Below are 25,369 nucleotides of genomic sequence, written 5' to 3' on the forward strand. Positions count from 1 at the left end.
GACCGCGCTTTAATTATATGCGGTCTTTGATTGATATTCAGCTAGTATCCTTGTAAACAATTCACATTAATGGGATTAGCGAGTTTTTCTAGCTGATAGGTTTGCGTGCCATCGGCACCCGTTAAGGTTGCCGATCCGGTGGTACAGGTATCAAATTGTAGCTGTAAACTCCCCCATTCGGCAATACCTGGGGCGTTTGCTGGCGGGGTGGTGAAGTTTGTCGTTGCATCCGGCGCGCCCTCGTACATAACAAATGTCTTAGGTTCATCCGTTACCCACGTTTCGTTAATCACACTAGACGATAACCACAAAGGTTGTCCTTCAGCATCATAACCGTTATACCAAATCTGGGTCCCGTTACCGTATTGCATAATAAAGAAACCCGTGCCACTGAGCGATGGTTCGTACCATGTGCCACTGGGGTCTGTGATGCTTTGTGCATTTTGCACCGTTCTTGTAATATGCAAAGTTTCTGAGCCAAGAACAATAGGGCTGCCATTTGGAAAAGATGTTTCTTCGGAAAAATTATTATAGGCTCGAACAACTAACGTAGGCTCATCTGAAAACGATATCCCATATTCATCAGGAAGTAACTGAGTTGATAATTCAAATCCGGGAGGAACTCCGAAATCAACCTCTGGGTCTTGTAGAATAAAATCAAAGAATAGTTTTCCTGAATCATAGGTGATAACTTTTCCCAAATAGTGGATACTGCCGTAGGACGAAAGAGTTATATTCGCAACCTCTGCTTTATCGGAATCTAATTGTGTTTTATCAATGGTAAAAGTAGAATTCGCGACATATGCCATTGCGTTACCTGCAAATAGCAGAGAAAATAGTAATATTTTTTCATGTTATTGCTCCTATTTCTTCATTATATGGGATAGACATAGCCCAACCAATCACTACCGCTGTTTTGGCGATAACCTTGGTGATACATGATTATAGAGTTCATGGTAGCATAGGTTAACTTTACTTAATGTTTCGGGCGGGTGAAGAATTATCGCTAAATAATCATCGCCAACCAAAATGTCAGTGTGGCGATGGCAGTGATGGTTTGCAGGCTAATAATGACGACCATCATATCGGCATCGCCTTTGAGTTGTTTGGCGAGAATATAGGCCGCCGTTGCCGTGGGGATTGCTGTCAATAAAATAAGTAACTGCCCAGTAAATGGATCTATACCGAGTGCCCAAACGAGAAGATAGGCGACGCTAGGGGCAATGACGAGTTTGCCTAACGTAGTTAGCCAAATGCTGGTTAAACTAAAGCCCTCGAAGGGTTGCCATAGGCGTTTGATTTTCAGCGCCGCGCCGACAGACAATAGTGCCAGCGGAAGTGCAGCGTTACCTAAAATCTCCAAAGATTGCATACCAATTCGCGGCATGAGTATGGGGTACTGGTTGATGATAAATCCTAAAATCACACCGATAATGAGCGGATTAATCGCCAGCGATTGAAGGAGTAGCCGCCATGAAAACGCCCCCTTGCCGACAAAAAATGACGACACGCAACAGACGTTGACAATCGGGATAACTAATCCAGCCAATATGGCAGCATAGCCTAGACTGTCTGTTCCCCATAGGGCTTCAACTAGGGCGAAATAAATATAGCTATTGAATCGAATGATGCCTTGATACACTGAGCTGAGCTGAGCTGGTCGGCAGCGGCAAAAGCGATAAATGCCATAAGCCATTAAACTCATGATAATAAAATAACCCGATAAAAAACCAAAAACTGGGGTGAAAGGAGTTCGAGCAATGTCAATATCGGCCATTTTACTAATCAGCAGGCCAGGAAATAATACGTAATAAGTCAGTTTGTCGCTAGCGCGCCAAAATTCTGCGGTGACAAAATTTAGGCGGCGTAAGATATTGCCTAGCCCAAGGAGTAGAATAATCGGAAAAATGGCGTGCAGAATAATTGACATAATGCAGGTGTCTGGTTAGTAATTAGGGGCAAATCGGTTATTTGCGTGACGTATAAAGTATCTCACAAAGGCGACATAATCATAGTCATTTTTTATTACCCTCCAATATAGCGACGGTTAAAGCCGTTGTATCATGTGGTTATGACGAACTGGCGACTGCGGCGACTGTGGCGTTTGAGGCGATGCCGACGCGACGATTGATGCTAGATTGATGCCAGATTGACACCCATTGAATCAACCGCCGATAGCGAACTGTCGGCGGTTGATTGGGTTTAGTCGGGGTTTAGTCGGGGTTTAGTCGGCTATCCCTCGATTATGGGCAGGCTCGATTATGGGCAGGTGCCGACAGTCCAGTTGTTGTATCAAATTGATTTAGTTTGTCTGGTATTTTTTCTGCAGATTCTCGTCTAAGGCGGCAAGGAATTCCTCGGTGCTTAAATAAGCTTGGTCTTTACCAATGAGCAATGCTAAATCTTTGGTCATTTTGCCTGACTCTACTGTCTCAATGCAGACATTCTCTAACGTCTCTGCAAAATGAACCACTTCAGGCGTGTCATCGAATTTACCACGGTATTTTAGCCCCTGAGTCCATGCAAAAATTGACGCAATGGGATTGGTTGAGGTTTTTTCGCCACGCTGGTGTGCGCGGAAATGGCGTGTCACTGTACCGTGGGCGGCTTCTGCTTCGATGGTATTGCCATCAGGTGTCATTAGCACAGATGTCATGAGTCCCAGCGAACCAAATCCTTGTGCAACGGTGTCTGATTGGACATCGCCGTCGTAGTTTTTGCATGCCCAGACAAATCCCCCGTTCCATTTCATGGCACTTGCAACCATGTCATCGATTAAGCGATGCTCATAGGTAATGCCTGCTTGCTCGAACGCTGTTTTAAATTCTTGGTCGAAAATTTCTTGGAATAAGTCTTTGAAACGGCCATCGTATTTTTTCAAGATGGTGTTTTTGGTTGATAGGTAAACAGGCCAGCCGAGGTTGAGTCCATAGTTAAAGCACGAGCGTGCAAAGCCACGAATAGACTCATCAACGTTATACATACCCATGGCAACACCTGGTTGATCGAATGCGAAAATTTCATGCTCAATCGGCGCGCCGCCATCGGTGGGTGTAAAGGTCATGGTGAGTTTACCAGCACTTGGGATTAAAAAGTCGGTCGCACGATATTGGTCACCAAAAGCGTGACGGCCAATGACGATTGGTTTTGTCCAGCCGGGGACGTAGCGTGGAATGTTCTGACAGATAATAGGCTGACGAAAGACGGTGCCGCCAATGATGTTACGAATGGTGCCATTGGGTGAGCGCCACATTTGCTTTAGGTTAAATTCTTCGACGCGTGCTTCGTCGGGGGTAATCGTTGCGCACTTGACCCCGACGCGATATTGTTTGATGGCTTCGGCGGCATCAACGGTAATTTGATCATTGGTCGCGTCACGGCTCTCAACACCTAAGTCATAATATTTTAAATCGACATCTAAATAAGGGAGAATCAGTTTTTCTTTGATAAATGACCAAATAATGCGTGTCATTTCATCGCCATCAAGTTCAACAATTGGGTTTTTCACTTTAATTTTTTCCATGACGGACCTCTTGTAAGATTAATGAATAGAGAGTGCAGAGAGATAGTGTACTGCTTTTTGCGCAAATACCCAAAAATCTCGTTAGGTTAATTTGCGTTGCTGAGCGTAATTGCTGGTGGTAATTGCTTGTCAAGTCGTGCAATCACTGGTATAGTTTGCGTACGACAAAAGTCGTGTAAAAAACCAAATTATTTTAATAGGTTATTGATTGTTAATAGATTAGTAGCCTTGCTAAAAGCAGATTCTGTGTGATTGTCAAGTCGCGCAGGGGCTGTTATTTGTCTAGCGAAGATTTGTGCAAGGCGTTCGGATTTTGCCTAGTACCTTGAAACGTTGTTTAAATTGTGCACAAAGCACCATTTCTAAATATCACACACACCCGAGGAAGATATAATGCTTAGTATCGAGGACAAACGAACAGGGACGATTTTAGTTCACTTCGGGCGGTGCAGCTTGGAGAATAAAACAAATGAAACGTATGTTAATCAATGCCACACAAAAAGAAGAATTACGTGTGGCACTTGTCGATGGGCAGAGGCTTTATGATCTAGATATCGAAACCATCAGTAATAAGCAAAAAAAAGCCAATATTTACAAAGGGCGAATCACCCGAATAGAGCCCAGTTTAGAAGCGGCATTTGTGGATTACGGCGCAGAGCGACACGGGTTTTTGCCACTAAAAGAAATTGCGAAGACGTATTTTTCTGGTGCGACCAATGTGGGCAATAATGGTAAACCAGACTATAAAAAATTAATCAAAGAAGGTCAGCCTGTTATGGTGCAGGTTGATAAAGAAGAGCGTGGAAACAAAGGCGCAGCACTGACCACTTATATCAGTTTGGCAGGGCGTTATTTAGTGGTGATGCCTAATAATCCACGTGGCGGTGGTGTCTCGCGGCGCATACAAGGCGACGAACGCAAAGAGCTACGCCAAACCATGGACAAAGTCAATATTCCAGAGGGCGTTGGTGTGATTATTCGTACCGCTGGCGTTGATCGCAGCGAAGACGAACTAAACTGGGATCTAAACTACCAGATGCAAGTCTGGAACGCCATTTCTAACGAATATGAAAATGCCGCGGTTGGAACACTGCTTTATAAAGAAAGCAACATTATTGTCCGTGCATTGCGAGACTATTTTCGTGATGATATCGTGCAAATCATTATCGATAACGAAAATGTGTACCAGCAGGCCAAAGGCTTTATGTCTTTGGTTATGCCAGATAAACTCAAGCGGTTGAGTTTTTATCAAGATGAATTGCCGCTATTTACCCGTTATCAAATCGAGGCGCAGATTGATTCGGCTTATGGTCGTAATGTCAGGCTACCCTCTGGCGGTGAACTCGTTATCGATTATACCGAAGCGATGGTATCCATTGATATTAACTCAGCGCGTGCAACTAAAGGGACTGATGTCGAAGAGACTGCATTCAATACCAACCTAGAAGCCGCAGAAGAGATAGCGCGCCAACTTCGCTTGCGCGACATTGGTGGTTTGATCGTCATTGACTTTATTGATATGTACGAGGCAAGACACCGCCGCCAAGTCGAAGATAAAATCAGAGATGCCATTCACATCGACCGTGCACGCGTCCAGCTTGCGCGAATATCCAAGTTTGGTTTGTTAGAAATGTCGCGTCAGCGCTTACGCCCCTCGATTGACGAGGCGAGCCATATCGTTTGTCCGCGTTGTAAAGGGCAGGGTAGTATTCGTTCGACGCAATCCGTTGCGCTGTCGGTTTTGCGCTTGATAGAAGAAGACGCAATGAAAGAAAACACACAAAAAATCGTGGTGCAATTGCCCGTTAAAGTGGCAATTTTCTTGTCAAATGAAAAGCGTGCGGCAATTTCTGCGATAGAAAAAAGCAACAACGTCAGTATTGTGCTGATTGCTAACGAAAGTTTAGATACGCCGAATTTTGATATTCAGCGTTTGCGCCATGATGACGAGGCCAGTATTGATGCGGTCAGCTATAAACTCAGCAAAGATTTCCGTATTGATGAAGATGCGTTAGCCCCACAGCAAACCGCACCAGCGGTTGAAGAGCCAGCCGTGAGCAATATCCAACCAGCTGACCCGCTTCCAAAATCCAAAACAGGATTCTTTAAGCTGATTAAACAAGTATTGGGTATAGGTTCTGCAACGGCTCAAGCGACTAAGCGCGATGAACAGGGCGGGCATGGCAATTCTCGGCAAACAACGAAAAAAAACCAGCCAGCTAGCCAACAAACAAGCCAACAAACAAGCCGAGGTAAATCGGCCAATGCAGCAACGGCCAGAAAACCAAGGCAATCACAGGATAAGCCTCAGGAAAAAACACAGGGAAACGCGCAAGATAGCGCAGCAAAAAACGATAATAATACGCGAGGACAAAATACATCGCAGCGCGCTTCGCAGTCAGGTAATTCGCAGCCAGGCAACAATGCGCGGCGCCAAAAAACGGGACAGTCATCAGATCGACAGCCGTCAGAGGCAAAATCCACAGCGTCATCTCGTCCATTAGACGAACAAACAGAAAGACAAGCGGGGAAGCAAGCCGAAAATAAAGCCGAAAATCAAGCCCCTAAACAAAAGCAGGGGCAACCAGAAAGACAGGCAAACCGACCAAGCGCTACCGTTAATCCACATATGAAAGACAAGAGTCTATTGCATGCGGGCCGACCAGTGAGCGAGGATGCGGTACGTGGCAGCGGCAAGGCAAATTTTGCTGGCGCGACAAACCAAGCGGCAATTTCAACCACTGAAAAAGCGGCTAGTAAAGACGATGACAAAGGCGATAACAAAGGCAATGACAAAGACGCTAAAACAACAGTTGCCAGCAATACATCAGCCAATGCACCAGCCAATGCAGCAACCAATGCGGCTTTGGCCAGTGAGCGCGTCTATGTGCCGCGTGCAATTAACGATGCAGTGCCTGCTATGGCAATATCTGACGATATGCCTGAAGAAGTTGCCGAAGGGGTTGCCGAAGGGGTAACAACATCAGCCACAGCAGCACCAACTGCCGTGCCTAACACGGGCAATCGTATTGCTGATTTATCGGCGTTTGGACAAAGTATCTGGTTAGATAACATTAACCGCGATATGCTTGAGACAGGCGAATTAACCCAGCTGATTGCAGAGGACGATTTGCGGGGTATCACGTCAAACCCAGCTATTTTTGAAAAAGCACTAGCGAGCAATCATCCAGGTTATCTTGAACAGTTAAAGTCGTTAGTTGGCAAGGTTAGCGATCCAAACGAGGCATTTTTTGCCTTGGCCGTCAAGGATATTCAAACCGCTTGCCATGCATTTAAGGCGACCTATGAGCGTACTGGGGGCAACGACGGGATGGTGAGTTTAGAAGTCTCGCCGAATTTCGCTTATGATGCAGATAAAACCATCGAGCAAGCGTTGATTTTGCAGCATCAATTAAATGCCCCTAACGCCATGATCAAAGTGCCTGGTACGCAGCCAGGGTTGGTTGCTATTGAGCAATTAACTTACTTAGGGTTAAACATTAATGTGACGCTGCTGTTTTCTGTCTCGCGTTATGTTGAGGTGTTCGAAGCCTATATGCGCGGTTTGCAAAAACGCGCAGAAATGGGGTTGCCAGTGGATAACATCCGTAGCGTTGCGAGCTTTTTTGTTTCTCGTATTGATGCGGCGGCAGATACGGTGTTGGAAAAAACCAACCCAGAAATCATGGGTAAAGTGGCGATAGCCAATGCTAAAGTAGCGTATAACGAATATGAGCGCCTTATCCAATCAAAAGCCTGGCAACGATTGGCGTTAGTGGGAGCAAAACCCCAGCGTCTATTGTGGGCGAGTACGAGTACAAAAAATCCAGCCTACCCCGAAGTGTTGTATGTTGATCAATTGATTGGTCCCGATACGGTCAACACGCTGCCACCTAATACCTATGCCGCTTTTAAGGCCAAAGGGAGCATTGCCAACACATTGACACAGGGCGTATCTGAGGCGCGTGCATTGATTGAATTATTGCCGCAGTATGGCGTTGATTTAGATTTAATTACGCAAAAACTCGAACGGGATGGCGTGCAGGCATTTGAGCAATCGTTTGCCGGTTTATTGGCAATCGTGGCCGAAAAAATGGGTAGCGAGAATACCTGATTGGCGTATTTGAACTAATAAGATTGGCTGCTCACGTTAATTTGTTCAAATGCTTTTAATAGCGTAATGATGAAACCAATGAGAATGGCAGTGAAAAAATTAGCGATTTCGGGGCTGATTACGATATTACTGGCAGGCTGTGCGACCAAACCTGAGCCGCATCGTTTGGGCTTTGTCGCACCATTGCCTGAGGGCTATGCCGAGGTGCTAGCGGCATCGGGTGGCATTGAGATTGCGCAGTCATTAAGCGAAATATTCAAAGACGACAAGTTGCGCGATTTGTTAGCACGCGCCACGGCTGAAAATTTTTCGATTTTATTGGCAAAAGCACAGTTAAAGGCAGCCGGCTTTGATGTCAATGTGGCAAGCGCTAGTCAGTTACCTGATTTGACGTTGGGTGGTCAGGCCAGCCGCCAACGCAATAACGCAGTCTCCGCCGCGTCCAATCAATTTGCCGTGTCTTTAGACAGCCAATGGGAGGTCGATATATGGGGTTCAGTAAGCGCCAGCGTATTGCTTGCCGAAAAAGGTGTCGAACAAGCTGAATGGGCCTTAGCAGCAGCGAAACAATCCGTTGCTGCCCAAATGACACAAGCGTATTTGCGTGTTATTCAGGCAAAACGCTTGGCTGAGATTGCAGACAATGAGTGGCAAAGCTATGTCTCGATTGAGGCGGCCATTTCAAACCAATTTTCGCTAGGGCTTGCTGGCGCACAAGATTTAGATAACGCCCGCAGCGCACGCTATGCTGCGAAAAATCGACTAACAGCAGATCAGCTCGAAATAACGCGCGCCAAAAAATCATTAAATCAACTGCTTGCAATCTATCCAGGTGAGCCAGTTGCGGTGGGTGATGCGTACCCGCAAGTCGTCGCTCAGATTGACGCGGGTGTACCGTCTGAATTACTCATGCGCCGCCCCGATATACAGCAGGCGTATCTCGCAGTCAAGCAGGCAGATACGCGAGCAAAAATTGCTTATAAAGCCTTGTTTCCCAGTTTTCGTTTGACGGGGAGCTTAGGCCGTTCTAGCGATACGCTGTCAGGATTGACAAGCGGCAACCTAAATGTATGGCAGTTGGCAGCAGGAATTGTCCAGCCATTATTTGATAATGGTCGCCGCAAAGCCGTATTAGGTCAAAATTCAGCATTGGCTGAAGCTGCTTATTATCGCTATCAAGAAACGATTTTGGCGGCATTGACCGAGGTGGAAATTTTACTGAGCACCCACAACGCATTAATTGCGCAGCAACAAGCGATGAAACAAAGTCTTCACTATGCTGAGATAGCGGAAACAAACGCCCGTAGTGATTATGCCAATGGACTGGTCAGTATTTTTGAATTATTAAATGCGCAGCAATCCAAGTACAATGCACAAAGGAGTGTCGAAAATTTACGCTACGCCAGCTATCAAAATCGGGTATCATTGGCGCTGGCGTTAGGCAAGGCAATTTAACGGGTAAGGCAATTTAGTCGGCAAGGCGATTTAACTTATGATAATGAAACAACGAATGGACTCAGACAGCCATATTGAAACAGCCGAAGGCATCGAGCTGGCGTTGCCTATTGCAAATCCAGTGCAACGTGCGTTTGCCTTTACCATCGATTTTGTCATCCGACTGCTCATCATTTGGCTTGCTAGTCTCGCGTTGCTTTTTACAGGCGCAGGTAAGACACAGACGGGTATTTTGTTGGTATTGCTTTTTTTGATTTGGTGGGGTTACTACATTATTTGCGAGCTGCTGATGAACGGACAAAGCCCAGGTAAACGTGCAATGTCGTTACAAGTCGTTTACGAAGACTTTACCCCCATTAGTTTTACGGGGTCACTAATTAGAAATTTGCTGAGAACCGCCGATATACTGCCAGGGTTTTATGGCTTTGGTGCGGTGAGTGTGTTGTTTTCTAATAAAAATCAGCGGCTAGGTGATTTGGCAGCAAAAACCATCGTCATTAATACCCAGAAAAAATATTTTCGTGATTTGCAGATTCAAGCCAAAGCCTTGCCACCTGAAATGGCTTTTACAGAGCAAGAGCAACGCGCGATTATCGAGTTTGCTCGCTATTACGAAGCGGGCGCAACCGAACGTGCGCATGAGATTGCTTGGCATTTGCGCACGACATTAAACGAAGACAACATCGACCAACTAGTGCATAAATTACGGCGCTATGCCAAATGGTTTTTGGGAGATAGACACTGATGCGTGAGCAGCATTTTATTATCCAGTATGAATCTGAATGGCAGCACATGGCAGACTATTTGGATTATCAACGCTTACCTAGCCGGCAGCAAAAGAAAACCCCCAAGCCAGTTATTGATAGTATTGATTTTCCAGCGAAATATAGACGACTATGCAATCAGCTTGCTTTGGCAAAAACGCGTAATTTTTCCCAGCACATTATCGAACGCCTGAATCATTTAGTGGCGGATGGACATCATGTGTTGCATAAAAAACGGCGTGTTGATTGGGCGCAAGTGTATCGTTTTGTTTTAACTGATTTTCCGTGCGCAGTACGACGCGAAAAACGCGTGATGCTAGCGGCCTTAGCGGCGTTTGCTGGGCCTGCGATTGTCTTGTTTATGTTGATTAAATTTTTCCCTGAGCTGGCGCTTGATGTGTTAGGGGAATATACCTTGTTAAGTATGGAGGACATGTATAATCCAGACAATCGCGATGATCGCCTAGGGGAGAGTCGCGGTGCAGACAGTGATGTTATGATGTTTGGTGTTTATGTTTATAACAACATCGGGATTGCGCTGCGTAGTTTTGCCAGCGGAATCGTTTTTGGGGTGTTGCCGATTTTTGTTGCGGTGTTTAATGGTATCTATTTGGGTGCCATTTTTGCCCATTTATCGAACCAAGGTTATGCTTATCAAACGCTATACCCTTTTGTGATTACTCATGGGGCATTTGAATTAACCGCCATTGTCATTGCATGCGGTGCAGGGATTAGGCTGGGGCTGTCTTGGCTGCTACCCGGACGTTTTCGGCGGGCTGAATCATTGGTGATGACGGCACGCTCACTGGTGCCTATTATTATTGGGTTTAGCGTGATGCTGCTTTTGGCCGCGTTAATCGAGGCATTTTGGTCTGCAATCGTGATGCCGATTGGTATTAAGTATTTTGTCGGTGGACTGTGTTGGTTATTGGTGCTGTATTACTTTTTTTGGCAAGGTCGGTCACGTGAATTTTAATCAAATAACCATTGATTTATCTGCGCGTACTGACGCTCAGGCAGCTAATTTAGGCTTTGTTGTCGCCCGTCGCTACAAGGGTATCTTGCTGTTGGCTTATGGTCTAGCAATGCTACCTTTTTTGTTATTGAGTTTATTATTGTTATTAACATTTGAACAAAACTGGGTTGCCTTTATTGCCTTGCTTATACCGTGGTGGTTTAAACCCTACTATGAACGGGTGGTTTTGTTTAATGTGAGTCGCTTGATTTTTGGTCAATCGATTGGCGCCATCGAGTTACTCACGAGCTTTACGCAAGCGGCAAAAAATGGATTGTGGCTAAATCTTAGCCTGTATCGATTGTCGCCTTCGCGCTCGGCGACCATGCCAGTTAAATTGCTAGAAGGGCTTGCTGGACGTGAATATGCCGAACGGGTTAAATTTTTGCGTATTGGCAGTCCATCTACGGGATTGACTATCGGTTTAGTCCATATCGAGGTCCTGATTTATATCAACTGCTATATTTTGCTGACTTGGTTGTTACCTGATTATTGGTTATCGAACTTTTTCTCTAATTTTTATTTGGCTGATACGAGTGTCATTGCCAATGTGATCAATTTGTTTTTTTATGCAGTTGCGATGATGACGATTGGTGTTTTTTATACTTGTGCGGGGTTTATGCTGTATTTAAATCGCCGAATTATGAACGAAGGCTGGTCTATTGAAATGGCATTTAAGCAAATGGCAAAACGATTTCAGTCTATTGGTCAGATGACTTTTATGTGGGGAGTGCTGGTTGTCAGTAGTATTCTCGGCGGTGTTTCTGCGGGCGGTTATGCGCTGGCTTCGGATGGCAGCCGCAATGATAATTTTGGTCAATCATCAGGAGAAGCTTCACAAACGGACGATTTTTTTGCCGAAGACAAAGCCTTGTTGTCTGATATTATCTTGGATGAATCCGTCAACCCATTCGAAGTTAAAGGCAAATGGGTCGCTAATGAAAAAGTCACCGATGCATCTTTAAATCGTGATAAGGACGGTTTTGCGTTTGAACACCTAGAGGGATTTGCCGCGCTACTACGATTTTTATTAATTGTCGCAAGCATTGGTGGGATTATTTGGTTGATTTTGCGTTATAAATTACAACTAATGAATTTATTGGGTAAAAAACCTGTGTTGGATAATTATGAGGCACCAACGACGCTGTTTGGGCTGAATGTGAGTAAAGCAACGTTGCCTGATGATATTACCAGTGAGGCCAATCAACTGCTTTGCGATGGGGATATAGTCGGCGCTTTATCGTTATTGTATCGGGGTAGTCTCGTCAGTTTGATGTTTGATTATGGGATGGTAATCAAAGAAAGCCATACCGAAGGTGATTGCTTGGCAATGGCAAAAAAACACTTGTCAACGCAGGTGTTTGGCTATTTTTCTCAGCTGACACAGACGTGGCAAAATCTCGTTTATGCGCATCAACTGCCGCAAAACGAATTGATCAACCAGCTCATTACGCAGTGGCATGTTAATTTTACCAACCACCGAGATCAAGCAATGCCGCCATCTGATGAGCTGCTGCACGGCAGGGGAAGCTGATGCTCACACGCAAAGAATGGGTCTTAACAGGTATTACACTGGGTATTATTGGGTTGTTTGCTGTGTTCTATTTAGCAACACACACCTATATCCAAGTTAACGAATGGACGGGGCTGAAAGGCGACGCCAAAGACGATGAGTTTTACATCGCTGAGCAGTATTTGAACCGCAAAGGGTTAGCCGTGATACGGCAAAAAACAGTAGAGTCGCTAACACCTGAAAAGCTCAGTACCATTGATACGGTACTGATTACACATAGCCATAAGGCACTCGATAATCATGACCAGTCCGTACTCGTTGATTGGCTTAATGCAGGCGGCCAATTGGTAGTGATGGGTGCAGCAAACTACCGAATCAACGCATCAGCAGAACAAAGCAGCGAAGAGGATAATGACGATGTGAACAACGGTGATAATGCCTTTTCGTTGGCAGCTAATCCTGAGGACTTTACGGCGCTCAGCGAGAATCAGTATCGCAATCGTCAGTCGTTATTTACCCGCTTGGGGCTTGCTGTTTATTACCAGCATGAATACCGTACAGACGTGCCGAAAGATACCCCAATATTAGATGCCCCCGCATCGGATACGACCGCATCGGATATGGCTGCATCGCTTTGCCAATCAATTTCGAGTCGTGATTATGATGCTAATCCGTTTTCTGGCTGGGGCGGTATGGCGAATACAGCCGACACGACGGATACGTATTTGCAATCTGACGAAACGCAGTTAGACGGATTATTATTTAAAAAGCGCTATGCTGGAGATTGGTATCCCTGTACTGACGTGACAATTGCGGGTAAGCGGTTCGCGGTAGCAGAGGACGAAGGCTGGAAAGCCGAGATACTGGCAGGGTCTTCTCTGCGAAAAATAGCCGCATTTCCTGCCAAAAACACAGGTTATTTGCTTTCACACTTTACCTATGGGCAGGGGCATGTTGTTGTCTACCACTTAGACAGCGACGCTTTTTCCAACGATACCGCTTATTACTCGCAGAGTATTTTTGAATTACACCATGCGCCGTTTTTGCATACGCTAGTTAATTATCCCCAATCGGTGGATGCCGTTTTATGGTTAACAGAAACCCCAATACCTGGCCCCAATCCGTTATTAGTTAAATCAGTTGATATTGGATTTTGGGTAATCATTGCCGCCTTCTGGTTGTTGTTGGCGTGGTTGTGGAAAAACAGTGTGCGCTTGGGTTCGCTAAAAACTGAGAGTAAACCGAGCAGAATGTCTTTAGAAGCCCATCTACGTAGTAGCGGTGATTTTTATTATCGTAATGAGGGTAAGAGTGCTTTATTATCATACTGTTATACACGATTGCATCAACGTATCGCACAAGTAATACCGAATGCAAAGGCCCTTGACCATGCGCAGCTGACAATGATTTTGCACGAAAAGACCACACTCCCTCGCGATAAAATCGCGCACGTATTAAAACGACAATATGCACAAACGGATGCTGAGTTTGTGGAATTAATTCATTTTATTGATTTACTTAGGAAACGACTATGAGACCAGAAACGCCTGAAAATACCCCTGAAAATATCGCCGAAAACACGCCTGAGAATACTACCGAAAACGCCATCTCTCACGCGGATTCATCGACGGCGCCAACTGCACAAACCAACGTGTTTGGTGCGATAGAGCAAAAACTCCAAGCAATGCATCGCGAAATTAATAAGGCCGTTATCGGACAGCGTGAGCCTGTCGAGTTGATTTTAATCAGTTTGATTGCTGGCGGGCATGTGTTGTTAGAGGGCGTACCAGGGCTTGGCAAAACACTGATTGTCAAAGCCATTGCTAAAACGTTTGGGGGGGATTTTTCGCGCATTCAATTTACGCCTGACTTAATGCCCGCCGATGTCACAGGGCATATGTTATTTAATCCGAAAGAAGGCGAATTTAGTTTGCGCAGAGGCCCTGTGTTTACTAATCTCTTACTGGCCGATGAAATTAACCGCGCCCCAGCCAAAACCCAAGCGGCACTACTTGAGGTCATGCAAGAAAAGCAAGTCACGATCGAAGGTGAATCGCTACCCGTGACACGCCCATTTATGGTGTTAGCAACGCAAAACCCGTTGGAGCAAGAAGGCACCTACCCATTACCAGAAGCGCAATTGGATCGATTTTTGATGAAAATCAATTTAACACACTTATCCGCCGCCGAAGAACAACAGTTAATGGGGTATATGTTGTCACTTAAACAAGTCATGGATATTTACACCGATGAATTGACACAAGTAATTAACGCCGAACAGCTCATCAAAATACAGCAAGCGACCCATAAAATCACCGTTGATGAGCGAGTGATTCAATATGCGTTAGATATCGTTAGAAAAACCCGCGACTTTCATGGGGTTGCTGTTGGTGCTGGGCCGCGTGGTGGTATTGCCTTATTAGCCTGCGCGCGTGCCAAGGCATTGATAAATGGTCGCAGTCATGTGATTCCAGATGATGTGAAATCGTTGGCATTACCAGTATTGCGCCATCGTATTGCATTGACTGCTGACGTCGAAATCGAAGGGTTAACCCCAGACGATATATTAAAACAGTTAATGAGTGGTGTTGATGCGCCACGCCAATAAATAACTGCAACGAATAGGCATAATGATGCGGCTAATCCCGAGCAAAAAGCAACTCATCCTACTTGGTGCGGTTATCGCGGCAACGACGATGTTATCGATATTGCGCTTATATTACCCCGTATTTGGCTGGGGGATTTTGCTATTACTGGTCATGACGGGTGTGTTATTGGTTTATGACGCCAGCGCATTGTACAGACGAATCCAACCGATTCAGATACTTGCCAGCAGGAAAATGCCGCGCCATGTTGCGGTTGGTATTCCTACGCCCGTGCACTTGATACTAAAAAATTTGACTGATGCGCCAATTGATTTGTTGGTGTTTGACCATTTGCCCGAAACATTTGGTATCGCTTGCGAAAGTAAGGTCATGCCATTTGCTGTTCAAATCGCCGCCAACAGCTATGCAGACTACCGCTACGAAGTCATTGCTAATCAACGCGGACCAGCCCTTTTTAGCCAAACACAATGTCGGATGCACTCACCTTGGGCGCTTTGGTCTGTTGACTTTTCAGTCGACAATGAAACCGCCGTCAAGACCTACCCAGATTTTAGAAAAATTGATCAAAATGACATTTTGTCAGAAAATGAAAACAGCACAGGGCAATTAACCAAACAACGCAAACGGGGAACAGGGACTGAGTTTTCTCAATTACGCGAATACCGCATGGACGACTCGCTAAAACAAATTGACTACAAAGCGACCGCACGACTGAATAAGCTAATATCCAAAGAATATGAAATAGAGCGAGACCAACAAGTACTCATTTTGTTGGATTGCTCTAGGCGATTGCGCGCCGGGCAAGGTCGATTATCGCATTTTGACCATGCACTGAATGCGACTATCTTTTTAGCGCGTACTATATTAAAGCAGGGCGATGCCGTTGGTTTAATGAGTTTTAGCGGTGATGTTGAGCGTTATGTCAAGCCACGTAAAGGCCGCAATAGCGTCAATCAATTACTCAATCAAGTCTACGATTTAGACAGTTCGCGCTATGCCCCTGACTACGTCAAGGCGGCCGAAAATGTGCTGTTACGGCAAAAACGTCGGAGCTTGGTCATTGTCGTGACCAGTCTCAATGATGAAGATATCGATGCCGTTAAAATGATGATAAAAACATTGCAAAAACGCCATATTGTGTTGATTGCCAATATCAAAGAGCCGTTACTGGATGCCGATTTGCGCGTTAATAATTTAGACGAGGCAGTTTTTTTTGCTGCACGCGAGACCTACCAGCATTACCGTCAGCAGATGTTTGCTAAAATAAAAAACAACCGATTAATTTTACTAGACACTTACCCAGATGCTTTGAACGCAAAATTAATTAATCTCTATTTAAATATTAAGCAATCGGGTATTTTTTAACTAGTCTGATTTGACCACAGCATCGACCGCAACATCAGTATAATAATTAGGGCAATAATTAGGGCACTAATCAGGATGATGTGGCCAAATCAGCATAAAATGACTAGGTTGTCGATTCAGTGGGATTGGTGGAGCGCCAGCGTTTGCCAAAGGGTAGTTCGTGGACTACCGCTTTATAGAATTCGGCATCGTCATCAACGGTAAGTTCAGTGCCGATATCGGTGTAGTTGCTGTCAATGAGGGCAATAGCGATGTTCATTTCTAATCGCGGTGAGTATGCCACCGCAGAGATTTTACCAATGCGCTTTTCGCCTGCATAAACCCCCCACGGGTGCGCGTTAGGCTGGATTGGCTCACCATCTAAAACCAACCCAGTTAAACTACGCCGAACGCCTGTGTTAAATCGTTTTTGTAGGGCAGCTTTACCGACAAAATCGTCTTCGCGCTCCAAATTGACGAGCTTACCTAGCCCGACTTCAAACGGATCACAGTCAGGGAAATTATCCGCCCCAAACGAGAGCAACCCACTTTCAATACGCTCTATATAGTTGGGTGCGCCTGGCCCGATATTGTATTTTTGCCCAGCAGCGACGACTTTATCCCAAAGGACATCGCCATACTGGGAGTCCTGTAAAAATAATTCGAATCCCCCTTGTTTGCTCCACCCAGAGCGCATTAAAACGAGTGGAATGCCGTCTAGTTCGGTCTCTCTAAACCAAAAATAATTAATATCGCGAACGTGTTCACCAAATAAATCGACGATTAAATCCTCAGCTTTGGGACCTTGGACGGCGAGTGGAGAGACATCGGGCTCGTCAACGTCGACATCGAATCCTTTTTCGGCGGCAATCGCACGTGCCACATAGAGTAAATCTTGATCAGCGATGGACAGCCAGTATTTATTTTCATCCAGTTTCATGGCAATAGGATCATTGATTAGATTGCCCAAATGATCGCAAATCGGCACATATTTTCCCTGTCCAATCGAAAATTTATTTAGGCTTCGCGGGGTGAGGTATTGAATGAATTTTTTGGCATCGGGACCAATAATCTGTACTTGGCGTTCGGCGGCGACATCCCAAATCGCTACATCATAAATAAGTCGATTATATTCTGCTAACATATCACCATAAGACACAGGCATATACATATGATTATAAACGGTAAAATGGGTGACGCCTGCTTTGACGGTTGATTTGAAATAGGGTGATTTTCTCTCTCGTGCCCCCATGGCAATATAAAAACTCATAATAACCTCTTTTGTTGTAATGAAACGGTTAGCCTATGAATAGGTTAATAAAATGGTAGATACTGCACGTTTAGATTTTTCTTATTCTAATGCGAATAGGAGATATAACCAATCGTTTTTTTGTAAAAAAGCGCAATCAACCGCAAAATCGTTTGATGGTCAAAAACAAAGCCATTAGCGACAGGGATTAAAATAGGGAAGTATCAATAACGAGAGTAGCAATAACGAGAGTAGGATAGCGGGAATAAAAAATCAAAAAATTCAAGCTGTCATATTACTGTCATCAGTGTCGATTATAGTAAAACGCCATACCTATTTATGCCATCATCCAACGGAGGATATAATGTTTGTTAAAAATAAGTTCGTTAAAAAAAGTCGCGCGGTTGCTATTTTTACCCTGAATCTATTTGCCTTGGGTCTCTTTTTTTCCCCGATTGCAGTGCAGCCTGTGCTTGCAAGTGAGGCAGAACATTCGCTTCACTCAAGCATCCAATTAGGTCCACGCCCCGCGTTTTTGGTCAATGATATGACAGACTCGGCGTTAAAAACCAAACTACAAGGCTGCTTGTCACAACCTGCTAAGCGAAGTGATTTTTCTATCGGTCATCGTGGTGCGCCGATGCAGTTCCCCGAGCACACCCAAGAATCTTACGAAGCTGCCATACAAATGGGAGCAGGCATTTTAGAGTGTGATGTGACGTTTACGCAGGACAAAGCCTTAGTTTGTCGGCATTCCCAATGCGATTTACATACGACGACTAATATTTTGGCGACCGATCTAGCGAATAAATGCTCACAAAATTTTCAGCCAGCAACGTTTAACGCAGATGGCAGCCTAAAAACCGAAGCAACGGCCAAATGCTGCACCTCAGATATTACTGTGGCTGAATTTAAAACACTGCAAGGCAAAATGGATGCAGCCAATACAGCCGCAACGACAGTTGATGATTACCTCAATGGTACGGCCAATTGGCGTACTGATTTGTACGCCAGCCGTGGTACGCTGATGACACACGCAGAAAGCATTGCCTTGTTCAAAAAACACGGCGTTAAAATGACACCAGAGCTTAAATCAGCTTCGGTGGATATGCCTTATGGTGGTGACTATTCACAAGCCGATTATGCGCAGCAGCTGATTGATGAGTACATTGCTGCACGTGTGCCAGCAAGCGATGTTTTTGCACAGTCGTTTAATATCGAGGATGTGAAATATTGGATTAAAAACGCCCCTGAATTCGGCAAACAGGCCGTTTATTTAGATGATGTTGTCTACGAAGTAGAAAACGGCATACAAAAACAAATCGATAGTATGCCTGCGTTTGTCGAAAGTGGTATCCAGTATATCGCGCCACCCATTCGTACGTTAGTCAGCCTAGACGACAACAATCAGATTGTACCTTCGGCCTACGCCAAAGCCGCCAAAGCCAACGGATTAAAATTAATCAGTTGGACACTAGAGCGTTCAGGTACGTTAACCGATGGCGGTGGTTGGTATTACGAGCCAGTAAATTCGGTGATTAGTAAAAGTGGGGATACGTATGAATTAGTCGATATATTGGCGCGTGATGTTGGCATTGTGGGGCTGTTTTCTGACTGGCCTGCCACAACGACTTTTTATGCAAACTGCATGGGATTGTAAACTATCGTAATTAAATTTAATCAATTACACGCAATCAACTAAATCAATAAGCCATAAATCAATAAGCTATATAAAACAAATAATTAATTTTTCCTCTCGACTTTGGCGATTGTCTAGTGTTGGCAATTGCCATTTTTTTTGCCGATGTCATAAAACGGTCATATTTTGCTTTTATGATATGGCTTCCTTTATAAATAACTCACTGGAGTAAAATTATGCAAGTATGGTTAAAAACAATTTTGGCAAGTTCTGTCGTGCTTAGTTCAGTCGCGACCGCAGAATTTACGCTAGACTCACGCTACCAAGACGCAGACGGTGATTTGATTGCTGATATTCCAACGGACGCCACAAAACTGATCGACCCTGATACACTGGTTTTTGCTTATACTCCCGTTGAAGACCCATCAGTATATGCTGACGTGTGGTCGGAGTTTATCGAACATTTGGCTACTGAGACGGGTAAAAAAGTCCAATTTTTCCCTGTGCAATCCAATGCCGCACAAATCGAAGCCATGCGTTCTGGCCGACTACATATTTCAGGGTTTAATACAGGCTCTAATCCGTTGGCGGTAGCGTGTGCGGGTTTTCGTCCCTTTACTATGATGGCACGTGCTGATGATAGCTTCGGCTATGAAATGGAAATTATCACCTACCCAGGCTCTGGTATCGAAAAAGTCGAAGATATCAAAGGCAACAAGTTAGCGTTTACCTCTGAGACATCTAATTCAGGATTTAAAGCACCGTCTGCTATCCTAAAAGCCGATTACAATATGGAAGCTGGCAAAGAATTTGAACCCGTTTTTTCAGGCAAGCATGATAATTCGATACTGGGTGTTGTGAACAAAGATTACCCAGCAGCAGCCATTGCCAACTCAGTCCGCAACCGTATGGTCGCGCGTGAGGTGATTGCTGAAGATCAATACAACATCATCTATACCTCACAAACCTTTCCAACAACGGGTTATGGAACGGCACATAACTTGACGCCAGAGTTACAAGAGAAAATCCAGCAAGCATTTTTTAGCTTTAACTGGGAAGGCACCAAGCTCAAAGCCGAATTTGAAAAAAGTGGCGAAGACAAGTTTATTCCAATTACGTTTAAGGAACATTGGGATGTCATCCGTAAAATTGATGCCGCAAATAACGTGTCTTACAACTGTCAGTAATAAAGCCAGTTAATTGTTGAGTCACTTTGTCAAACCACTTTGTCAAACCAGAGACGGTCAAGCACGTACGGGCTTGGCCGTCTCTTTAGAGATTCGTACTCATGCTTAAAATAGAAAATTTAACCAAAACTTATGCCACAGGCGATAAAGCCTTATCCGACGTGTCACTAAATATCGAGCGTGGACAGGTCGTTGGATTGATTGGCCCTTCTGGTGCTGGTAAGTCCACGTTGATTCGCTGTATTAATCGTCTGGTTGCACCCACTGATGGCAAAGTACTGCTTAATGATGTGGATTTGGTGGCGCTGTCTGCCAAAAACCTACGCCGTGAACGTCGTCGTATTGGGATGATTTTCCAAGAATATGCTTTAGTTGAGCGCTTAACCGTGATGGAAAATGTCCTCTCTGGGCGCTTGGGTTATGTGTCGTTTTGGCGCTCTTTTCTACGGAAATTTCCAGCACAGGATATCCAGCGTGCTTATGCGCTACTTGATCGCGTAGGGTTGTTGGCGCATGCTGATAAACGTGCGGATGCATTATCGGGTGGGCAACGCCAGCGCGTCGGTATTGCGCGTGCTTTATCTCAAGAGCCCGATGTGCTGTTAATCGATGAACCCACGGCGAGTCTCGACCCCAAAACCAGTCGCCAAATTATGCGATTACTCACCGAAATTTGCCAAGAGCGCAATTTACCCGCGATTATCAATATTCACGATGTGCCGCTCGCCAAACAGTTTATGCAGCGCATTATTGGCCTACGCCAAGGCGAGGTTGTATTTGACGGATTGCCAAGCGAGCTCGACGAAAACGTTTTAACGCAAATTTACGGCGAAGAAGATTGGCATGCAGTTAATCAAGCCGAGCATGATGACGATGAAACAACGGCCCATGAAACAACGACCCATGAATCTGATGCGCAGGTATTAAAAAAAATGACTGAAAAGGGAATTGCAGCATGATGAGGCCATCGACGACGACACCGCCTGCGACGTCGCCAGCAAATACCCATTATCCGACGGCGTGGAAAAAACCACCGCAGATTTTAACTCACCCGCTATGGCGTAAAATTATCCTCAGCGCCTTTGTGATTTATTTGGCGTTTGCCCTTGGTACGCTAGAAATAAATTGGGTGAGAGTCGCCGAAGGCCTTTCGCGTGGCGGTGATTTTGTTATGGGTTTTTTAACGCCCGATTTCACCAGTCGCTGGAAAGATATTTCTGTTGGATTGGTCGAAAGTTTGACTATGACGCTGACCTCTACCGTTATCGGTATTTTGATTAGTGTCCCGATAGGAATCGGTGCTGCTAGAAATATAGCCCCGCGTTATGTATATATGATTTGTCGCAGTATTGTGGCGGTCTCACGCTCGTTACAAGAAATCATCATTGCCATATTCTTTGTCGCCATGTTTGGCTTTGGACCGTTTGCTGGCTTTTTAACGTTAGCATTTGCTACCATTGGTTTTTTATCAAAACTCTTAGCCGAAGATATCGAAGACTTAGACGAAAGCCAAGTTGAAGCGATAAAGGCCACTGGCGCATCATGGTGGCAATTAATCAATTACGCCGTGCAACCGCAGGTCATGCCACGTTTAGTGGGGCTGTCGCTGTATCGTTTGGATATCAACTTTCGCGAAAGTTCGGTTATAGGCATTGTTGGCGCAGGTGGTATTGGTGCCACCTTAAACACCGCCATTGATCGCTATGAATACGACAGTGCGGGTGCGATTTTGTTAATTATTATTGTGATTGTATTGTTGGTGGAATACAGCTCAAGTTACTTACGTAAGAAAATGCAATGAAAAAATTAGCCTATTCAGATAATTGGGAGTTTCGCTCGCGGAATCATCGCTTGGCAGCATGGTTTGCTTGGTTGGCTTTGGTGGCGCTATTTGTTTGGTGTTGGCAGGTGATGAATGCCAATACGATTTGGCTGTTTGTGTGGGATGCTCCGACGCAAGCCGCCGACATTGGCTCGCGCATGTTTCCACCACGTTGGTCATACTTTTCTGAATTGCTGGTGCCATTATGGGACACGCTTAATATTGCAACCCTAGGGACACTTGGTGGCATTGTTTTAGCGGTACCCATTGCCTTTTTAGCCGCACAAAACACCACGCCATCGCGTTTATTTATTCGACCTTTGGCGCTGTGGATTATTGTGGCTTCGCGATCTATTAATTCCTTAATTTGGGCGTTATTGCTGGTGGCCATTATTGGCCCTGGATTGTTGGCAGGTATTATTGCCATTGCACTGCGCTCGATTGGTTTTATCGGCAAATTGTTGTACGAGGCGATTGAAGAGATTGACGAACACCAAGTCGAGGCTGTCATGGCAACAGGCGCAAGTCGCATGCAAGTGCTAAACTATGCTATTGTACCGCAGATTATGCCTGCCTTTTTTGGTATTAGTGTGTTTCGTTGGGATATTAATATCCGCGAAAGCACCATACTCGGGCTCGTTGGTGCAGGCGGTATTGGTCTTAAACTACAAGCCTCGATGAATGTGCTTGCTTGGCCACAAGTCACGCTAATTTTATTAGTAATTCTCGCGACAGTGGTCGTCAGCGAATGGGTTTCTGCCAAAGTACGGTCAGCGGTGATTTAACCGATGTGCAAGTTGCGCTTGATATTGCCTGATTCAGATTGTAGACTGCTTTTATTAATGAGGTAGTAGCCACAATCTACAGGAGAATATTCATGACGCTAGGCCCTTTATTACAAAGTCCATTGTCAATTCAGATTCACGCCTTTGCAGCCATGCTCGCATTAGTCGTTGGGATTTTTCAATTTTTATTGACCAAAGGCACAAAGTACCATAAAACAATGGGCTGGATTTGGGTGTGTTTAATCACCACCGTTTCGGCGAGTTCATTTTTTATACATGAAATTCAATTATGGGGTGTGTGGAGTCCAATCCATATCCTTTCAATCGTAACGCTAGTGAGCTTGGCATACGCGATTTGGGCAATCAAAAACGCGCGTGTACGTGAGCACAAAGCGGCGATGTTGTCTACGTATTGCTTTGGCTTAATTGTTGCTGGTGGATTTACCTTTTTACCAGGGCGTATCATGAACGCCGTGTTGATAGGCGGTTAGTCGGTGTGCGTTCCCAGTACGATCAGTTACGCTGATAATTTCACTACGTGATTTCATCAATCGCTTTCATTACCCTATCTGTTTCGGTAAGTGCCACAATGATTTTTTGATAGTGCAAAATATCATCAAATTCTAGCGTGCGGTCTTTGCGGTCTTTGAGCCATTTTTGGGCGGGGTGGTAGTTTGCTCGATGGTTTGTTGTCCGTTAGTTTCGTTGGTTGCGCGGATAGTAGGGACTAACGTCTCTAACAAAAGCTGCAAATCACCTCGAAAGGTGTGCTCAGTTGCGTTACCGAGTTGGTAACGCTGGTTGAGATTGTTGATATATTGCTCGAGTGTCATGCCAGCCCCAATCCTTTTTAGTTATGTCGTCGCTTGATTCAAATAATCTACTGCGGTGTTAATTGCATGTAGTGATTTGGTTTTCCCTAGTAGTATCAAAATGTCGTCGATATTGGGGCTTGGGCTGCCACCTGTTAAGGCTAATCGTAGTGGCATGCCAACCTTACCAAAGCCGACATCGAAATGGCTAGCCGTCGTTTCAAGCGCTTGGTGTAATGCTTCGGATTGCCAATGTATCGGGTCAATGGCGGCTAATTGTTCGTGGATAAAGCCCAAGTAACGACCAGCGTCTGAGTGAAATGCTTTTTTGGCGGCTTTTTCAGGGTATTCGCTGACAGGCTCAAATAACCACCGTGTCTGTTGCGCCATTTCTTTGAGCGTCTTGGCACGCTCGCTGTAGTAGGGGATTATCGTGGTCAAATCCGTATCACCTGTGTCGATGCCTAGTGTTTGATATTGATAGGTAAGCCCAGGCAATAACTGCTCGGGCGGTAGTGTTTTCATATAATGCTGGTTGAGCCAGTTGAGTTTTTCGGTGTTAAATGCTGAGGCTGCTGTGTTGACCGTATTAATGTCGAATTTTTCGAGTAGTTCGGTGACAGAGAAAATCTCTTGATCGCCATGCGACCACCCTAATCGCACCAAGTAATTAATAATCGCAGCGGGTAGATAACCCGCATCACGAAAGGCCAAAACTGACGATGCACCGTGGCGTTTGGAGAGTTTTTTGCCATCATCACCCAAAATCATACCGACATGACCAAACTGGGGTAGCGTCGCGTCGAATGCCTTGAAAATATTGATTTGTCTCGGTGTATTGTTGATGTGGTCGTCACCGCGAATGATATGCGTCATTTGCATATCAATATCATCGACCACCACACAAAAATTATACGTGGGTGAGCCATCGGCGCGTTGAATAATTAAATCATCAAGCTCAGTATTGGCAAAACGAATTTCCCCGTGGACCATATCTTGCCAAACGACATCGCCTTCGGTGGGGTTTTTAAAGCGTACGACTGGTTGTGCGTTATCCGTTTTGGGGCTGTGATTAGCATGGCTTGCACTATCGCCATTTACGTTATCACGGCTTGCGTTATCACGGCAATGGCCATCGTATTTTGGTTTTTCTTTGTTAGCCATTTGCTCTTCGCGTAGCTTATCTAGGCGCTCACGACTGCAATAGCAATAATAGGCCTTGCCTTCGTCAAGTAACTGTTGAACCGCTTGGCGATAGCGGTCATAGCGGTCGCTTTGAAAGATGGGGCCCGCGTCATAGTCTAGACCTAACCATTGCATCCCTTCGATAATACCAGCAACGGCGTTTGTTTTTTCGCGCTGGCTATCGGTGTCTTCGATGCGCAGAATAAATTGACCGTTGGCTTGTCTGGCGACTAACCAATTATATAGGGCGGTGCGAACGCCACCAATATGCAAATCACCAGTGGGCGATGGTGGAAATCGAGTAATAATCATGCAAACCTCTTGCCGTTTTGATGCAAAATACGTATTTTATAGCA

The 25,369-nt window shown here is 45.1% G+C and carries 19 protein-coding genes and 1 pseudogene; 14 read left to right on the forward strand and 6 right to left on the reverse strand.

Annotation, left to right across the window (positions count from 1 at the left end; genetic code table 11):
• Positions 1 to 41 precede the first annotated feature (41 nt).
• The 3 genes from GCU85_RS09365 to GCU85_RS09375 form a co-directional block, all read right to left on the reverse strand.
• The gene (locus GCU85_RS09365) at positions 42 to 701 is read right to left on the reverse strand and encodes a hypothetical protein (RefSeq protein WP_152810921.1); all 660 of its coding nucleotides are present in this window, start codon (positions 699 to 701) and stop codon (positions 42 to 44) included.
• A gap of 305 nt (positions 702 to 1,006) precedes the next feature.
• Positions 1,007 to 1,930, reverse strand: coding sequence for an AEC family transporter (locus GCU85_RS09370; protein WP_152810922.1), 924 nt, complete (start codon positions 1,928 to 1,930; stop codon positions 1,007 to 1,009).
• 372 nt (positions 1,931 to 2,302) lie between these two features.
• The gene (locus GCU85_RS09375) at positions 2,303 to 3,523 is read right to left on the reverse strand and encodes an NADP-dependent isocitrate dehydrogenase (RefSeq protein ID WP_152810923.1); all 1,221 of its coding nucleotides are present in this window, start codon (positions 3,521 to 3,523) and stop codon (positions 2,303 to 2,305) included.
• Between the two features lie 469 nt (positions 3,524 to 3,992).
• Here GCU85_RS09375 and tal point away from each other — a divergent pair, with 469 nt between their 5' ends.
• The 8 genes from tal (at position 3,993) to GCU85_RS09415 (ending at position 16,355) form a co-directional block, all read left to right on the forward strand.
• Complete coding sequence (gene tal / locus GCU85_RS09380) at positions 3,993 to 7,637, forward strand: transaldolase (RefSeq protein ID WP_152810924.1); 3,645 nt, start codon at positions 3,993 to 3,995, stop codon at positions 7,635 to 7,637.
• Positions 7,638 to 7,721: 84 nt separating this feature from the next.
• Positions 7,722 to 9,092, forward strand: coding sequence for a TolC family protein (locus tag GCU85_RS09385; protein ID WP_218110654.1), 1,371 nt, complete (start codon positions 7,722 to 7,724; stop codon positions 9,090 to 9,092).
• A 37-nt stretch (positions 9,093 to 9,129) separates the two neighbouring features.
• Positions 9,130 to 9,837 carry an RDD family protein gene (locus GCU85_RS09390; RefSeq protein ID WP_152810926.1) on the forward strand — a complete coding sequence of 236 codons (708 nt, stop codon included), beginning with the start codon at positions 9,130 to 9,132 and terminating at the stop codon, positions 9,835 to 9,837.
• Entirely contained in the window at positions 9,837 to 10,832 is a 996-nt protein-coding gene (locus GCU85_RS09395; protein WP_152810927.1) for a stage II sporulation protein M, read from the forward strand. The genes GCU85_RS09390 and GCU85_RS09395 overlap by 1 nt, the downstream gene beginning before the upstream one ends.
• Positions 10,822 to 12,405, forward strand: a complete 1,584-nt coding sequence (locus tag GCU85_RS09400; RefSeq protein WP_152810928.1) for a hypothetical protein — start codon at positions 10,822 to 10,824, stop codon at positions 12,403 to 12,405. The genes GCU85_RS09395 and GCU85_RS09400 overlap by 11 nt, the downstream gene beginning before the upstream one ends.
• Entirely contained in the window at positions 12,405 to 13,919 is a 1,515-nt protein-coding gene (locus tag GCU85_RS09405) for a hypothetical protein (RefSeq protein WP_152810929.1), read from the forward strand. Before GCU85_RS09400 ends, GCU85_RS09405 begins: the two co-directional genes overlap by 1 nt.
• A gap of 71 nt (positions 13,920 to 13,990) precedes the next feature.
• On the forward strand, positions 13,991 to 14,992 hold the full coding sequence (locus GCU85_RS09410) for an AAA family ATPase (protein ID WP_407944984.1): 1,002 nt from the start codon (positions 13,991 to 13,993) through the stop codon (positions 14,990 to 14,992).
• Between the two features lie 22 nt (positions 14,993 to 15,014).
• Positions 15,015 to 16,355 (forward strand): DUF58 domain-containing protein, encoded by a 1,341-nt coding sequence (locus tag GCU85_RS09415; protein ID WP_152810931.1) that lies wholly within the window; start codon positions 15,015 to 15,017, stop codon positions 16,353 to 16,355.
• Between the two features lie 103 nt (positions 16,356 to 16,458).
• On the opposite strand, the gene GCU85_RS09420 is transcribed toward GCU85_RS09415, so the two are convergent.
• The gene (locus GCU85_RS09420) at positions 16,459 to 17,604 is read right to left on the reverse strand and encodes a glycine cleavage T C-terminal barrel domain-containing protein (RefSeq protein ID WP_152810932.1); all 1,146 of its coding nucleotides are present in this window, start codon (positions 17,602 to 17,604) and stop codon (positions 16,459 to 16,461) included.
• A 343-nt stretch (positions 17,605 to 17,947) separates the two neighbouring features.
• On the opposite strand from GCU85_RS09420, the gene GCU85_RS09425 reads away from it, so the two are divergent.
• The 6 genes from GCU85_RS09425 (at position 17,948) to GCU85_RS09450 (ending at position 23,507) form a co-directional block, all read left to right on the forward strand.
• The gene (locus GCU85_RS09425; RefSeq protein WP_152810933.1) at positions 17,948 to 19,243 is read left to right on the forward strand and encodes a glycerophosphodiester phosphodiesterase family protein; all 1,296 of its coding nucleotides are present in this window, start codon (positions 17,948 to 17,950) and stop codon (positions 19,241 to 19,243) included.
• Between the two features lie 215 nt (positions 19,244 to 19,458).
• Positions 19,459 to 20,409 (forward strand): phosphate/phosphite/phosphonate ABC transporter substrate-binding protein, encoded by a 951-nt coding sequence (gene phnD, locus GCU85_RS09430; protein ID WP_152810934.1) that lies wholly within the window; start codon positions 19,459 to 19,461, stop codon positions 20,407 to 20,409.
• Positions 20,410 to 20,510: 101 nt separating this feature from the next.
• Positions 20,511 to 21,368, forward strand: coding sequence for a phosphonate ABC transporter ATP-binding protein (gene phnC, locus GCU85_RS09435; protein ID WP_152810935.1), 858 nt, complete (start codon positions 20,511 to 20,513; stop codon positions 21,366 to 21,368).
• Complete coding sequence (gene phnE / locus GCU85_RS09440) at positions 21,365 to 22,210, forward strand: phosphonate ABC transporter, permease protein PhnE (RefSeq protein WP_218110655.1); 846 nt, start codon at positions 21,365 to 21,367, stop codon at positions 22,208 to 22,210. Before phnC ends, phnE (GCU85_RS09440) begins: the two co-directional genes overlap by 4 nt.
• Entirely contained in the window at positions 22,207 to 23,016 is an 810-nt protein-coding gene (gene phnE / locus GCU85_RS09445; protein WP_152810936.1) for a phosphonate ABC transporter, permease protein PhnE, read from the forward strand. The genes phnE (GCU85_RS09440) and phnE (GCU85_RS09445) overlap by 4 nt, the downstream gene beginning before the upstream one ends.
• 92 nt (positions 23,017 to 23,108) lie before the next feature.
• Positions 23,109 to 23,507 carry a DUF2306 domain-containing protein gene (locus GCU85_RS09450; protein ID WP_152810937.1) on the forward strand — a complete coding sequence of 133 codons (399 nt, stop codon included), beginning with the start codon at positions 23,109 to 23,111 and terminating at the stop codon, positions 23,505 to 23,507.
• A 198-nt stretch (positions 23,508 to 23,705) separates the two neighbouring features.
• Here the strand turns inward: GCU85_RS09450 and GCU85_RS10075 are convergent.
• Both GCU85_RS10075 and gltX read right to left on the reverse strand, forming a co-directional pair.
• Positions 23,706 to 23,849 (reverse strand): annotated as a pseudogene (locus tag GCU85_RS10075) (adenine methyltransferase); the annotation flags it as partial.
• Positions 23,850 to 23,870: 21 nt separating this feature from the next.
• Positions 23,871 to 25,325, reverse strand: a complete 1,455-nt coding sequence (gene gltX / locus GCU85_RS09460) for a glutamate--tRNA ligase (protein WP_152810938.1) — start codon at positions 25,323 to 25,325, stop codon at positions 23,871 to 23,873.
• Positions 25,326 to 25,369: the final 44 nt, after the last annotated feature.

The organism is Ostreibacterium oceani, assembly GCF_009362845.1.
In the GTDB taxonomy this organism is placed as follows: domain Bacteria; phylum Pseudomonadota; class Gammaproteobacteria; order Cardiobacteriales; family Ostreibacteriaceae; genus Ostreibacterium; species Ostreibacterium oceani.

Excerpts from the sequence above, each read along its gene's own strand:
- GCU85_RS09420 (WP_152810932.1), bottom strand. The coding sequence starts at position 17,604 with ATGAGTTTTTATATTGCCATGGGGGCACGAGAGAGAAAATCACCCTAT.
- GCU85_RS09425 (WP_152810933.1), top strand. The coding sequence starts at position 17,948 with ATGTTTGTTAAAAATAAGTTCGTTAAAAAAAGTCGCGCGGTTGCTATT.
- gltX (WP_152810938.1), bottom strand. The coding sequence starts at position 25,325 with ATGATTATTACTCGATTTCCACCATCGCCCACTGGTGATTTGCATATT.
- phnE (WP_152810936.1), top strand. The coding sequence starts at position 22,207 with ATGAAAAAATTAGCCTATTCAGATAATTGGGAGTTTCGCTCGCGGAAT.
- phnC (WP_152810935.1), top strand. The coding sequence starts at position 20,511 with ATGCTTAAAATAGAAAATTTAACCAAAACTTATGCCACAGGCGATAAA.
- GCU85_RS09390 (WP_152810926.1), top strand. The coding sequence starts at position 9,130 with ATGATAATGAAACAACGAATGGACTCAGACAGCCATATTGAAACAGCC.
- GCU85_RS09370 (WP_152810922.1), bottom strand. The coding sequence starts at position 1,930 with ATGTCAATTATTCTGCACGCCATTTTTCCGATTATTCTACTCCTTGGG.
- GCU85_RS09385 (WP_218110654.1), top strand. The coding sequence starts at position 7,722 with ATGGCAGTGAAAAAATTAGCGATTTCGGGGCTGATTACGATATTACTG.
- GCU85_RS09405 (WP_152810929.1), top strand. The coding sequence starts at position 12,405 with ATGCTCACACGCAAAGAATGGGTCTTAACAGGTATTACACTGGGTATT.
- phnD (WP_152810934.1), top strand. The coding sequence starts at position 19,459 with ATGCAAGTATGGTTAAAAACAATTTTGGCAAGTTCTGTCGTGCTTAGT.
- GCU85_RS09450 (WP_152810937.1), top strand. The coding sequence starts at position 23,109 with ATGACGCTAGGCCCTTTATTACAAAGTCCATTGTCAATTCAGATTCAC.
- GCU85_RS09395 (WP_152810927.1), top strand. The coding sequence starts at position 9,837 with ATGCGTGAGCAGCATTTTATTATCCAGTATGAATCTGAATGGCAGCAC.
- phnE (WP_218110655.1), top strand. The coding sequence starts at position 21,365 with ATGATGAGGCCATCGACGACGACACCGCCTGCGACGTCGCCAGCAAAT.
- GCU85_RS09375 (WP_152810923.1), bottom strand. The coding sequence starts at position 3,523 with ATGGAAAAAATTAAAGTGAAAAACCCAATTGTTGAACTTGATGGCGAT.
- tal (WP_152810924.1), top strand. The coding sequence starts at position 3,993 with ATGAAACGTATGTTAATCAATGCCACACAAAAAGAAGAATTACGTGTG.
- GCU85_RS09415 (WP_152810931.1), top strand. The coding sequence starts at position 15,015 with ATGATGCGGCTAATCCCGAGCAAAAAGCAACTCATCCTACTTGGTGCG.